Source organism: Sphingopyxis fribergensis, from assembly GCF_000803645.1.
Classification (GTDB): Bacteria; Pseudomonadota; Alphaproteobacteria; order Sphingomonadales; family Sphingomonadaceae; genus Sphingopyxis; species Sphingopyxis fribergensis.
Genome location: NZ_CP009122.1, coordinates 1,504,734 through 1,516,267, shown reverse-complemented (window position 1 = coordinate 1,516,267; position 11,534 = coordinate 1,504,734). Strand labels below are relative to the sequence as shown.

Annotated in this window: 13 protein-coding genes; 6 read left to right on the top strand and 7 right to left on the bottom strand. The window is 63.9% G+C overall.

The window, feature by feature from the left end:
* The 3 genes from pstB to phoB are packed head-to-tail and all read left to right on the top strand — an operon-like array spanning position 1 to position 2,229.
* Complete coding sequence (gene pstB, locus SKP52_RS07120) at positions 1 to 783, top strand: phosphate ABC transporter ATP-binding protein PstB (RefSeq protein ID WP_039573312.1); 783 nt, start codon at positions 1 to 3, stop codon at positions 781 to 783.
* A 28-nt stretch (positions 784 to 811) separates the two neighbouring features.
* Complete coding sequence (gene phoU / locus SKP52_RS07115; RefSeq protein WP_039573309.1) at positions 812 to 1,531, top strand: phosphate signaling complex protein PhoU; 720 nt, start codon at positions 812 to 814, stop codon at positions 1,529 to 1,531.
* Positions 1,531 to 2,229 carry a phosphate regulon transcriptional regulator PhoB gene (phoB, locus tag SKP52_RS07110; RefSeq protein WP_039573305.1) on the top strand — a complete coding sequence of 233 codons (699 nt, stop codon included), beginning with the start codon at positions 1,531 to 1,533 and terminating at the stop codon, positions 2,227 to 2,229. Before phoU ends, phoB begins: the two co-directional genes overlap by 1 nt.
* A 226-nt stretch (positions 2,230 to 2,455) precedes the next feature.
* Here the strand turns inward: phoB and SKP52_RS07105 are convergent, their stop codons facing one another.
* Complete coding sequence (locus SKP52_RS07105) at positions 2,456 to 3,820, bottom strand: OprO/OprP family phosphate-selective porin (RefSeq protein WP_039573302.1); 1,365 nt, start codon at positions 3,818 to 3,820, stop codon at positions 2,456 to 2,458.
* 202 nt (positions 3,821 to 4,022) lie between these two features.
* Here SKP52_RS07105 and SKP52_RS07100 point away from each other — a divergent pair, with 202 nt between their 5' ends.
* The 3 genes from SKP52_RS07100 (at position 4,023) to SKP52_RS07090 (ending at position 6,797) form a co-directional block, all read left to right on the top strand.
* On the top strand, positions 4,023 to 4,925 hold the full coding sequence (locus SKP52_RS07100) for an SDR family oxidoreductase (protein WP_039573299.1): 903 nt from the start codon (positions 4,023 to 4,025) through the stop codon (positions 4,923 to 4,925).
* 67 nt (positions 4,926 to 4,992) lie between these two features.
* Entirely contained in the window at positions 4,993 to 5,649 is a 657-nt protein-coding gene (locus tag SKP52_RS24515; protein WP_052207937.1) for a DUF4328 domain-containing protein, read from the top strand.
* 77 nt (positions 5,650 to 5,726) lie between these two features.
* On the top strand, positions 5,727 to 6,797 hold the full coding sequence (locus SKP52_RS07090; RefSeq protein WP_039573296.1) for a hypothetical protein: 1,071 nt from the start codon (positions 5,727 to 5,729) through the stop codon (positions 6,795 to 6,797).
* Here the strand turns inward: SKP52_RS07090 and SKP52_RS07085 are convergent.
* The 6 genes from SKP52_RS07085 to SKP52_RS07060 all read right to left on the bottom strand — a co-directional run bounded on the left by SKP52_RS07085 (position 6,775) and on the right by SKP52_RS07060 (position 11,473).
* Positions 6,775 to 7,122: a DUF2794 domain-containing protein gene (locus tag SKP52_RS07085; protein WP_039573291.1), complete on the bottom strand. Its 348-nt coding sequence runs from the start codon at positions 7,120 to 7,122 to the stop codon at positions 6,775 to 6,777. The genes SKP52_RS07090 and SKP52_RS07085 overlap by 23 nt on opposite strands.
* Complete coding sequence (gene cysE / locus SKP52_RS07080) at positions 7,122 to 7,835, bottom strand: serine O-acetyltransferase (RefSeq protein ID WP_039573288.1); 714 nt, start codon at positions 7,833 to 7,835, stop codon at positions 7,122 to 7,124. Before cysE ends, SKP52_RS07085 begins: the two co-directional genes overlap by 1 nt.
* Before the next feature lie 83 nt (positions 7,836 to 7,918).
* On the bottom strand, positions 7,919 to 8,518 hold the full coding sequence (locus SKP52_RS07075; protein WP_228383853.1) for a hypothetical protein: 600 nt from the start codon (positions 8,516 to 8,518) through the stop codon (positions 7,919 to 7,921).
* A gap of 28 nt (positions 8,519 to 8,546) precedes the next feature.
* Positions 8,547 to 9,935, bottom strand: coding sequence for a pyruvate dehydrogenase complex E1 component subunit beta (locus tag SKP52_RS07070; protein WP_039573281.1), 1,389 nt, complete (start codon positions 9,933 to 9,935; stop codon positions 8,547 to 8,549).
* A gap of 1 nt (position 9,936) precedes the next feature.
* Positions 9,937 to 11,007 carry a pyruvate dehydrogenase (acetyl-transferring) E1 component subunit alpha gene (gene pdhA / locus SKP52_RS07065; protein ID WP_039573278.1) on the bottom strand — a complete coding sequence of 357 codons (1,071 nt, stop codon included), beginning with the start codon at positions 11,005 to 11,007 and terminating at the stop codon, positions 9,937 to 9,939.
* Between the two features lie 139 nt (positions 11,008 to 11,146).
* Complete coding sequence (locus tag SKP52_RS07060; RefSeq protein ID WP_039573274.1) at positions 11,147 to 11,473, bottom strand: FtsB family cell division protein; 327 nt, start codon at positions 11,471 to 11,473, stop codon at positions 11,147 to 11,149.
* Positions 11,474 to 11,534 lie beyond the last annotated feature (61 nt).

Here is an 11,534-nt window from a genome sequence, read left to right as displayed (position 1 = left end):
ATGACCCAAGAAGACCTGACCATTATCGACCCGAAGATGAAGGCGCACGGCGTCAACGTCTTCTATGGCGACAAACAGGCGATCAACGACGTGTCGATCGACGTCGGCACCGACCTGGTCACCGCTTTCATCGGCCCGTCGGGCTGCGGCAAGTCGACCTTTCTGCGCTCGCTCAATCGCATGAACGACACCGTCGCCAGCGCGCGCGTTACGGGACAGATCGAGCTCGACGGCGAGGATATCTATGCGCCATCGATGGACGTCGTGCAGCTGCGCGCCCGCGTCGGCATGGTGTTCCAGAAACCGAACCCCTTCCCCAAGTCGATCTATGACAATGTCGGCTATGGTCCGCGCATCCACGGGCTCGCGCCGAACAAGGCCGACCTCGATGTCATCGTCGAACGCGCGCTGGTGCGTGCCGGCCTGTGGGACGAAGTCAAGGATCGCCTGCTCGAAAGCGGCACTGCCTTGTCGGGCGGGCAGCAGCAGCGCCTGTGCATCGCGCGCGCGATCGCGGTCGATCCCGAAGTCATATTGATGGACGAGCCCTGTTCGGCGCTCGACCCGATCGCGACCGCGAAGATCGAGGAGCTGATCCACGAGCTGCGCGGCAAATATGCCATCGTCATCGTCACGCACAATATGCAGCAGGCGGCCCGCGTGTCGCAGCGCACCGCCTTTTTCCACCTCGGGACGTTAGTCGAATATGGGAAGACGACCGACATCTTCACCAACCCGAAGCAGGAACGGACCAAGGATTATATCACCGGCCGCTACGGATAAGCCCAGCGACCGCAAAAGGACGAAGTAGATGGCAGTAGTCAACGATCACACCGTCAAGGCTTTCGACGAAGACCTCAACCGCCTCCGCGGATTGATCAGCGACATGGGCGGCCGCGCCGAACAGGCGCTGCTTCAGGCGATGACCGCGCTCAACAATGGCGACCTCGACCTCGCTGCACAGGTGGTGCGCGACGACAAGAAGATCGACGCGCTCGAAAGCGAAGTCGAACAGCTCGCGGTCCAGACGATCGCGCTCCGTGCCCCGATGGCCGACGATCTCCGCGAAATGATCGCGGCGCTCAAGATCGTGTCGGTTGTCGAGCGCATCGGCGATTATGCGAAGAATATCGCCAAGCGCGTCGCGCTGATGGACCAGACGCGGTCGATCGAGGCGATCCCGCTTTTGATGTCGATGTCGAGCATCGTCGCCGAGTTGATCCACGACGCGCTCGACAGCTTTGCGGCGCGCGACGCCGAACTCGCGGTGCGCGTGACGGTCCGCGACAAGAATGTCGACGATTTCTACAACAGCATCTTTCGCACGCTCGTCACCTTCATGATGGAAAATCCGAAATATATTTCGGAAAGCGCGCATCTGCTGTTTGTCGCCAAGAACCTCGAGCGCATGGGCGACCATGCGACCAACATCGCCGAGATGGTCTATTATGTCGTCACCGGCGAACGAATGGAGGAACGCGAGCGCGGCGAACAGCCCGAAGATGGCGCCGCGGAACAGGAGCAAGGCTGATGCCGCAGCCCGACCTGCTACTGATCGAGGATGATGAGGCAATCGCCGAGCTCATCGTCTGGCATTTCGCACGCGAAGGTTTTTCGGTCCGTCAGACCCCCGACGGCGAGCAGGCGCTCGTCCTCGTCGAGGAACGCGTCCCCGACATCGTCCTGCTCGACTGGATGATCGAAAGCCTGCCGGGCATCGAGGTTTGCCGGCGCCTGCGCCGCAACCCAAAATCGGCGAACGTCCCGATCATCATGCTAACCGCGCGCGGCGAGGAAGAGGATCGCATCCGCGGGCTTGAGACCGGCGCCGACGATTATGTCACCAAGCCGTTCAGCCCGCGCGAACTGGTTGCGCGCGTGTCGGCGGTGCTGCGCCGCCTGCGCCCAGCGCTGGCCGGCGAGATGCTGACCTATGCCGACATCGAGCTGGATTCGGTCGCGCACAAGGTCGTGCGCAACAGCCAGATCGTCGCGATGGGGCCGACCGAATTTCGCCTGCTGCGCCATTTCATGGAGCATCCGGGCCGCGTCTTTTCGCGCGGGCAATTGCTCGACAGCGTCTGGGGCCAGGACAGCGACATCGAACTGCGCACCGTCGACGTCCATATCCGCCGCCTGCGCAAGGCGATCAACCTGCCCGGCACGACGGATATCATCCGGACGGTGCGGTCGGCGGGTTATGCGCTGGATTCGGGGAAGAGCGTCTGAAGCCTCATCGCACGGGCGTGACCGGCCGCTAACGACCGGAAGCGGCCATAAAGCCCTCCCTTTGGGAGAGGGTTGGGTGAGGGTGTCTGAGGTTCGTCTGCGCAGTTGACGGGTGATCCCCTCACCCAACTTCGGCTAGGTTGCTGCGCAACCAAGCCTGCATATCCCTCTCCCGACGGGAGAGGGTGAACGTCAGCTCACCACGCCAAAGCCGACGTTCCGATAATCAGAAATCGACCTGCGTGCGCAGCCCGAAGGTGTCCGCCGAATAGCTGCGGTCGCCCGTCGCGGTCGCGATGCGCGCGTCATCGATCCACAGCCTGCCGTAATTGGCGGTGATGCGGATATAGTCGATCGGCGCCCAGACGAGCCCGATCAGCGCCCCCCTTTGCTGTCCGCCGATAATTCCGCCGTCGTTGAGGTCGAGATGATCGTAGCGCGCGTTGAGTTCGATCGCGCCGATCCCGCCAGCGGTGATCGGCTTCGACGGCTTCAGCCGATCGAACGCACCATCCTTATATCCGCGCGCGTCGCCGGGGGTCAGCACCATGCCGACCTCGGCATAGCCGCCGAAAAAGGTCGGATCGGCCGAACCCGTGCGCTTGACGGTCTGCCAGAAACCTTCGCCCGCCGCGTGGAACGGCCCCGCGATCACCGCGCCTTCGAGGCCAAGGCCGCGTTCGCTCGACACACCGAGCAGGCCGGTATCGACCAGCCGCACGTCGGTCGTGTGGGCGAATGGCCGAGCACGGTAACGGCCAGTTGCGGCGGGATCGTTGGGATCGCGATAATGCCCCGACGCCGCGAGGTGCAGCTGGGTATCGCCCAGCTTGGGCATCCATACCACGCGCCCGTCGATGCTGAGTGCATTGTTGCTGTCGTCGAGCAAGTCGTTGACATTGTCGCCGAACACGCCGCCCTGGAGCAGTATATCCTTGCCCTTATACTGCGCCGACAGGCCGAGGCGGCGTTCAAAGCCGAATGCCTGTGCAAAGGCGGCGCGCTCCATGAAGCTGGTAAACAGGTCGCTCGTCATTTCGTCGAGCGACCAGAAGGGTTTGATCTGCCCGGCGGTGACCGACAGCGGCCCGGTGCCGTAAGTGAGATAGACGTCGGTCAGCTCGACCGAATTATTCGCGATGTCGGCCTCGACGCGATAGGCGAAACCGCCCGGAATCTTGCCGTCAACGCCAAGGTAGACGCGGCGGAATTCGGTCTTCAGGCCGCCGCGCGCCCCGGTGACCCCGGCGGGGGTGTCGACGCCCGCCAGGTCGACCTGCATACGCCCGCGCGGCTTGAAGCTCCAGCCGTCGGCGGTCTTGACCTCGGGCGCGCCCTTCCAGCTAATCTCGGTCGCCGGCTTGGCAGTAACCGACGGCGGTGCCGGCGTCGATACCGGCGCGGGAGCGGGCGCCGGCTGCGCGGTCGCGGCGTCGAGCCGGGTTTCGAGCGTCTGCACCTGCGACTTAAGCGCCGCGAGTTCGGCGCGCAGTTGTGCCGCCTCCTCGGCCGTCATCGCCTGCGCGTGGACGGCGGTCGGCAGGCTGAACATCGACGTCGCCAGCAGGGCGGCGGTCAGGGCGTGACGCATGAGGGATCTGCTCCGTTGCGAAAAAGTGACAATCTGTGGGCGCTGTTATGACCGATATGTGACAGTTGCACGTCTTTAAGATGACACTTCCGTTGCAGTCGGCGTTTTCGCTCCCTCTTGCCAGCGGGGCATGAACGGCTAAGGACGGTCCAGTTTTTTCGGGCTACCTTTCTGCAAGGGCGGCCCCTTCCGGGAGACCATCATGACGATCAAATTTGACGGCCGTGTTGCTATTGTTACGGGCGCCGGCGGCGGCCTTGGCCGCGCCTACGCGCTCGAACTCGCGCGGCGCGGCGCGAAAGTCGTCGTCAACGACCTCGGCGGATCGCGCGACGGCACCGGCCATTCGGACGCCGCGCTGCAGGTTGTCGAGGAAATCCGCGCTGCGGGCGGCACCGCGATGTCGAACGGGGGCAGCGTCACTGAATATGAGCAGATGGTCGAAATGGTCGCCAAGGCGAAGGAAGAATGGGGCGGCGTCCACGTCCTGATCAACAACGCCGGCATCCTGCGCGACAAGAGCTTCGCCAAGATGGAGCCCGCCGATTTCGACCTGGTGCTGAAGGTGCATGTCAGCGGCAGCGCCAATGTCACCAAGGCGTGCTGGGACCTGATGCGCGAACAGGCCTATGGCCGCATCCTGATGACCGCCTCGTCGACCGGCCTCTACGGCAATTTCGGCCAAGCCAATTATGGCGCGGCGAAACTCGGCCTTGCCGGGCTGACCAAGACGCTCCACCTCGAAGGCGCGAAATATAATATTCGCTGCAACACGATCGCGCCGGTCGCCGGCACGCGCATGACCGAGGATATCTTCCCCGCCGAACTGTTCGAAAAGTTCACGCCCGAGAATGTCGTCCCCGCGGCGCTCTACCTCGTCAGCGAGGATGCGCCGACCAACATGATTATCGGCGCGGGCGCGGGCGCGTTCCACGCCGCCTATGTCACCATGACCCCCGGCGTCGCGCTGCCCGAGGGCGAACGCACCCCCGAAGGCGTCGCCGCGGCATGGGAGAAGATCATCGACCGCAATGGCGAGATCGTCCCGCAGTCGGGCAGCGAACAGTCGATGAACGTCATGAAGGCGTTGATGGCGCTGGGGTGAGGCGGGTAGATGTTCCGCGTATCGGCGAGGCCCGGGGCGGGCAACGCCGGTCGCGGGGGTGCTGCTTATGACCGACATGAACCTGGGCGAAGGCATCGCCCTCCTCCAACGGCGCGGCAGGCTCGTCAAAGCCCTGCTCGTCGCGGGTTTCATTCTGGTCGCGCTGGTCCTCGTCGGCGAGGTCGCCGAACTGAACGGGCTGGTGTCGCTAGCCGACAACGCACCGATCGAAGGGTTCAACGCGCTTTACCTCGGTGTGACGGCGGCCGACCTTTTGGTCGAACTCGTCACCACCGTGATCTTCTGCATGTGGATATATCGCGCTGCCGCGAACGTGAAGGCCGCGCGTGTTCCCGGCTTCACCTTCACCCCGGCGTGGGCGGTCGGGTGGCATTTCGTGCCGTTCGCCAATTTCGTCAGACCCTATCAAGCAATGCGCCAGATCTGGAACGCCAGCCACGGCGGCAATGACGACAGCCTGTCGAGCGGCAATGGACTGCTCGTCGGCTGGTGGGGTGTCTGGTCCTTCTCGATCGCGGTCGGCATCGTCCTGACCTTGGCGTGGACGGACGCTACGAACCCCGCCAAGGAACGCGAGGCGCTAATCCTGTCGATCTTCTTTTCGGGGATCAATTTGGTCCTTTATCTGCTCGCGCTGCGCGTTGTCGATCGGATCACCATCGCGCAGCGCGAGCGGCTGACCTCGGCGGAAATCTTCTCCTGACTTATTGTATTGCATCACTAATACAGACCTGCTAGAAGCAGTGCGGGGCAAGGGGATCGGACAAAAGGACGACCCCGATGTACAGTGAAAGCGACCTGCAAGCCGCGGTCGATGCAAAGGTATTGACGCCGGAGGCCGCATTGGCTTTCCGGTCGCATATTGCATCGGTGCGCGCCGCCCCCGGAGCGGATGAGGAATCATTCCGCCTTATCACCGGCTTCAACGATATTTTCGTCAGCATCGCGGCGGTCATCCTGCTCGTCGCGGTCGGCTGGATCGGCGCCTCGATCCATCCCGCGCTCGGCGGCGCGTTCGTCGCCGCGTCGGCGTGGTTCCTCGCCGAATATTTTACCCGCAAGCGGCGCATGGCGCTGCCCAGCATCGTGCTTGTCCTCGCCTTTTCGGGCGGCGTCGCGGCGACGATGATCGGCTTACTTGTCGAGCATGGCGAATCCATTTTCAGCAGGGATCCCGGCGAAACCGTCGGTGCGCTGCTCATCGGCGGAATCGCCCTGGTGACCGCGGCTGCGACCTGGATGCACTGGAAGCGTTTCATGGTCCCGGTCACCGTCGCCGCAGGCACCGCTGCGCTCGCGGCTACTGCGGTCGCGCTGATCCTCTCGATCACCGGCGTTTCCGGTTCCCCCGATCTGGTGATGGCGCTGGTGCTGATCGCCGGGCTCGGCGTCTTCGCGCTCGCGATGTGGTGGGACCGCAGCGACCGGGTGCGCCAGACGCGCCGCAGCGACGTCGCCTTCTGGCTCCACCTGCTCGCTGCGCCGATGATCGCGCACCCGATCTTTCACCTGCTCGGCGTCACGCGCGGCGACGACATCGGCAGCGCCGCGGCGGTGATGGTGATCGGCGTCTATATTCTGTTCGGGCTGATCGCGCTCGCGATCGACCGCCGCGCGCTGCTCGTCTCCGCGCTCGCCTATGTGCTGTTCGCGATGACGCAGCTGTTCAACACCTTTGGCGCGGTCGAGCTCAATGTCGCGCTGACGGCGTTCGTAATCGGTTCGGCGCTTCTGCTGCTCTCGGCCTTCTGGCAGAATGCGCGCGCGGTGGTGGTCGGCTTCCTGCCCGACAATCTCGCGAACCAACTGCCCGCGACGGCGCGAACGGTCAGTCCGATACCAGCTTCATAAGCTTGCGTTCGACGGGGGCGAGCACATTTGAAAGCTCGTCCCCGCGTTTCAAAATCGCCCCGGCTTCGGAGACAAGGGCCCACATGCCCTGACGGCTCCGCAAGGCGGGGCGTTTTTCGATGCGATATTCGGGGCGCTCGGCCGCGCGGCGAAAGGCCGAGAAGACCGCGGCGTCGCGGTGGAAGTCCATCGCATAATCGCGCCAATGCCCCGCCGCGACCATGCGGCCGTAAAGATCGAGGATACGCATGAGTTCTGGGCGCTCGAAACCGGTCTGAAGGGGCGTCGTCCGATTATGAAACGACAGGGGCGTCACCGTTCCCATCAGGCGCCGGTCCGGCTCCCTTTGCGCCGCGGCGCCTGTTCCTCAGCGACTTCGCGTTCATCGAGAAGCGACTTGAGCTGCTTCTGCAGCAGATCGAGCTGGCATTGCAGCAGTTCGATCTTTTGCGTCGCAGGGTCGAAGGTTTCGCTGCACGGCGTGCCATAGGGTACGAATTCGCGCGCATATTCGGTCGCATCGAGCAAGGTCGAACGCGCCGGGATGCCGACCATCACCGCGCCCTCGGGCACGTCCCTGGTCACCACCGCGTTAGCACCAACCCGCGCGCGGGCGTTGACGGTGATGGGGCCGAGAATCTGGGCGCCCGATCCGACGATCACATCATCGGCGAGCGTCGGGTGGCGCTTGCCGCCGATGCCGTTGGCGGGATCGGTGCCGCCGAGCGTCACGCCCTGATAAATGGAGACATTGTCGCCGATCTCGGCGGTCTCGCCGATGACGACACCGAAACCATGGTCGATGAACAGGTGCCGGCCGATCTGCGCACCCGGATGAATGTCGATCGCGGTCAGAAAGCGCGACAGGTGATTGATGAAGCGCGCGAGAAAGAACAGCCGCGCCTCGAACAGCCAGTGCGCGATGCGGTGCATGCCGACGGCGACGAGCCCCGGATAGAGTAGAATTTCCCAGCGCGACCGCGGCGCAGGGTCGCGCGCCTTGATCGAATCGAGATAGGCGACCAGCCCGTTGAACATCGCATTGTCCCCTGCGACCCCGTTTGTTCTGGCGAAGATAGTTGTTTGGAAGCGCTATTTCCACCCCCGACGCGTTTTAATCGTCAGCGGCCGAAAAGGCCGATGCGCAGGAGGAGCAGCCCCTCGCTGCGCATGTTTCGTTCGCCGCCATGGCTCGCGATCGCCGCGGCCCAGCGGTCGAGCATCAGGAGCGACCGGTTTCCGGCGAAATCGCGGCGCGACGGAGCTGCCAGAATCTTGGCATGACCGAGAAGATTGCGGGCCTCGCGCTCGCCGTCCTCGACCCCGGCGCCCCACAGGAGGCCCCAGCGTTTCCCGCCCGCCACTTCGCCACCGGACAATCTGAAAAGTTGTCCGCCGAAGCTCGCGGACGCGGCGCGCCGCTCGGCATCGTCCTCGGCGACCAGCATCGCCTCGGCGGCGTCAACCAATGCGTCGAGGCCGCCCTGCCCCGCCCAAGTCGCCTGAAGCTCGGCGAGCAGCGGCTCACCCTTCGGCAGTGCCGCCGGATCGCTCGCAATCATCGCCGCCATGTCGCGCCACCAGGCGAGCTTGATCTGTGCGATCAGCGGCTCACGCGCGTCGAGTAGAAGCTTGGTCAGCCGCGCCGCCAATTCCCACAGCGCCGCCATCGCCGCGCGCCGCGCGTGCGGTACGGAAACCAGCACGCGCGGATCGCGCATATCGGGATAGAAAGCCGCGTCCGGGTCGTCAGGCGCGATTGCGGACCGCCTTCACGGCTGCAACGACGCGCGGCGTGTCGACCAGCGCGGCCCTTTCAAGGTTCGCGGCATAGGGCAGCGGCACATCTTCGTTGCACACGCGCATCACGGGGGCATCGAGATCATCGAAGCCATGCTCCATTGCGACCATCGCGAGTTCGCTGGCGATCGAACAGGTCGGCCAGCCTTCCTCGACGATCACGAGATGGTTGGTCTTCTTGAGGCTCGCAAGCACGGTCGCCGTGTCGAGCGGACGTAGCGTGCGCAGGTCGATGACTTCGGCGTCGATGCCCTCGCCCGCCAGTTCGTCGGCGGCTTCGAGCGCAAGCCCAACTCCGATCGAATAGCTGACGATGGTGACGTCGCTGCCCTGACGCATGATCCGCGCCTTGCCGATCGGCAGGACGAAATCATCAACCTCGGGAACGTCGAAGCTGCGGCCATAAAGCAGCTCGTTCTCGAGGAACACCACCGGATCTTCGGTACGGATCGCGGCTTTCAGCAGCCCCTTGGCATCGGCGGCGTCATAGGGCGCGATCACGATCAGACCGGGTACGCTGGCGTACCAGGGTGCGTAGTTCTGGCTGTGCTGCGCGCCGACGCGCGCTGCGGCGCCGTTGGGGCCGCGGAACACGATCGGACAGCGCATCTGGCCGCCCGACATATAGTTCGTCTTTGCCGCCGAGTTGATGACATGGTCGATCGCCTGCATCGCGAAATTGAAGGTCATAAACTCGACGATCGGGCGCAACCCTCCCATCGCGGCGCCGGTGCCAAGCCCGGCAAAGCCATATTCGGTGATCGGCGTGTCGACGACGCGCTGTGCGCCGAATTCCTCAAGCAAGCCTTGAGTCACCTTGTACGCGCCCTGATATTCGGCGACTTCCTCGCCCATCACGAAGACGCGGTCGTCTTTTCGCATTTCCTCGGCCATCGCGTCGCGCAACGCTTCGCGGACGGTCAGGCGAACCATCGCGGTGCCCGCGGGAATTGCCGGGTCCGATGCGCGCTCGGCGGCAGCGGGGACCGCAGCCGGAGCGGCGGCGGGCGCCGGTGCGGGCGCTTCGGCCTTGGGTTCGGGTGCAGCAGCCGGTGCGGCGGCAGGAGCGGCCGGAGCCGGAGCCGCGGCTTCTTCACCTTCGCCCGTGATCGTCGCGATCACGGTGCCGACCTTCACATTGTCGGTGCCCTCGGCGACCAGAATCTGGCCGATCGTGCCTTCGTCGATCGCTTCGAATTCCATCGTCGCCTTGTCGGTTTCGATCTCGGCGAGAATGTCGCCCGACTTCACCGCGTCGCCTTCCTTGACGAGCCACTTGGCGAGCGTGCCTTCTTCCATCGTCGGCGACAGTGCCGGCATTTTCAATTCGATGGCCATCTCAATATTGCTCCACCAGCACGTCGGTATAAAGTTCATGAAGTTCGGGTTCGGGCGCGCTTTCCGCAAAGTCGGCGGACTCGGCCACGATCGCGCGGATCTCCTTGTCGATTTCCTTGAACTTGTCTTCAGTGATGCCCGCACCGGTCATCAGCTTTTTCAAATGTTCAATGGCGTCGGACTTGTCGCGCACCGCCTGCACTTCTTCGCGGCTGCGATATTTCGCCGGGTCGGACATCGAGTGACCGCGATAGCGATAGGTTTTGAGTTCCATCAGCACCGGCCCCTTGCCCGCGCGAACCCATTCGAGCGCCGCTTCGGCCGCGCCGCGCACCGCGAGCACGTCCATGCCGTCGACCTGCATCCCGGGAATGCGGAAGCTTTCGCCGCGACGGTAAAGCTGGTCCTCAGCCGACGAGCGGTTGACCGAGGTGCCCATCGCGTACTGGTTGTTCTCGATCACGAAGATGATCGGCAGCTTCCACAGCTCCGCCATGTTGAAGCTTTCGTACACCTGGCCCTGGTTCGATGCGCCGTCGCCGAAATAGGCCATCGCCACCCCGCCATCGCCGCGATACTTGTGCGCAAAGGCCAGCCCGGTGCCCAGCGACACTTGCGCGCCGACGATGCCGTGGCCGCCATAGAATTTATGCTCGACGCTGAACATGTGCATCGAGCCGCCCTTGCCCTTCGAGATGCCGGCCTGGCGTCCCGTCAGTTCGGCCATGATGACCTTGGGATCGATCCCGTAAGCGAGCATGTGACCATGGTCGCGGTAGCCGGTGATAACGCTGTCCTTGTCGCCGTCGAGCGCCGACTGCAGGCCCACCGCGACAGCTTCCTGACCGATGTAGAGGTGACAGAAACCGCCGATCAGCCCGAGACCGTAAAGCTGCCCCGCCTTCTCTTCGAAGCGGCGGATGAGCAGCATCTCGCGATAGAATTTTTCCAGCTCCTCAGGCGTCGCGTCATAGGGGACGGGCTCGCGCGGTTGCTCGCGATTGCTCGCAGCGGCTGGGGTCGATGCAGTCTTTTTGGGCGCGGGGGAGGTTCGCGCAGGTGCTTTGGCCAAGACGGGTTCCTTTGCATTTAGCCGTTACGGCAAGCCGCCATATAGGAGAGCCGCGCGGCACTTGGCAACGCCCACCATGGGAGGGGGCGATGCCAAACTTACGTATGCAGCATGGATGCAGCGAAGCCGCAGCGAAAGCTCAACGCTTCGCGTCGGGTTCCATCGGAATGATGTATTCGTCAGGGTGATAGGCGCCGAGCTTTTCGCGGACATATTCCTCGGCGAGATCGGGATCGACGCGGCCGCGGTCGAGCAGGTTGACGCGGTTCTGGAGCTCGGTCTGCTTCCGGGTCAGCTCGCTCAGGATGAGGCGCTGCTTTTCGACCGACTGGCCATAATCGCCCCAGGCGTAGAGGCCGGTCGGACCGAAAATGATATAGCCGATCATCGCCAGCACCACCATCACAGCGATGGCGGGTCCGGCGGCCCGGTGCATCGATTTGCGGAATTTGTGGCGCTGCGTCATTCCGGCCCTTGAATCAGAGTTGATTCGTGGCGTCAAGGCATCAGGCCACAGTTTTCCGCAG

What these genes read in the sequence shown, in the direction of transcription:
- phoU (WP_039573309.1), top strand. Translation starts at nt 812, where the DNA reads ATGGCAGTAGTCAACGATCACACCGTCAAGGCTTTCGACGAAGACCTC.
- SKP52_RS07105 (WP_039573302.1), bottom strand. Translation starts at nt 3,820, where the DNA reads ATGCGTCACGCCCTGACCGCCGCCCTGCTGGCGACGTCGATGTTCAGC.
- SKP52_RS07100 (WP_039573299.1), top strand. Translation starts at nt 4,023, where the DNA reads ATGACGATCAAATTTGACGGCCGTGTTGCTATTGTTACGGGCGCCGGC.
- phoB (WP_039573305.1), top strand. Translation starts at nt 1,531, where the DNA reads ATGCCGCAGCCCGACCTGCTACTGATCGAGGATGATGAGGCAATCGCC.
- SKP52_RS07090 (WP_039573296.1), top strand. Translation starts at nt 5,727, where the DNA reads ATGTACAGTGAAAGCGACCTGCAAGCCGCGGTCGATGCAAAGGTATTG.
- SKP52_RS07060 (WP_039573274.1), bottom strand. Translation starts at nt 11,473, where the DNA reads ATGACGCAGCGCCACAAATTCCGCAAATCGATGCACCGGGCCGCCGGA.
- SKP52_RS24515 (WP_052207937.1), top strand. Translation starts at nt 4,993, where the DNA reads ATGACCGACATGAACCTGGGCGAAGGCATCGCCCTCCTCCAACGGCGC.
- SKP52_RS07085 (WP_039573291.1), bottom strand. Translation starts at nt 7,122, where the DNA reads ATGGGAACGGTGACGCCCCTGTCGTTTCATAATCGGACGACGCCCCTT.
- cysE (WP_039573288.1), bottom strand. Translation starts at nt 7,835, where the DNA reads ATGTTCAACGGGCTGGTCGCCTATCTCGATTCGATCAAGGCGCGCGAC.
- SKP52_RS07075 (WP_228383853.1), bottom strand. Translation starts at nt 8,518, where the DNA reads ATGCGCGATCCGCGCGTGCTGGTTTCCGTACCGCACGCGCGGCGCGCG.
- SKP52_RS07070 (WP_039573281.1), bottom strand. Translation starts at nt 9,935, where the DNA reads ATGGCCATCGAATTGAAAATGCCGGCACTGTCGCCGACGATGGAAGAA.
- pstB (WP_039573312.1), top strand. Translation starts at nt 1, where the DNA reads ATGACCCAAGAAGACCTGACCATTATCGACCCGAAGATGAAGGCGCAC.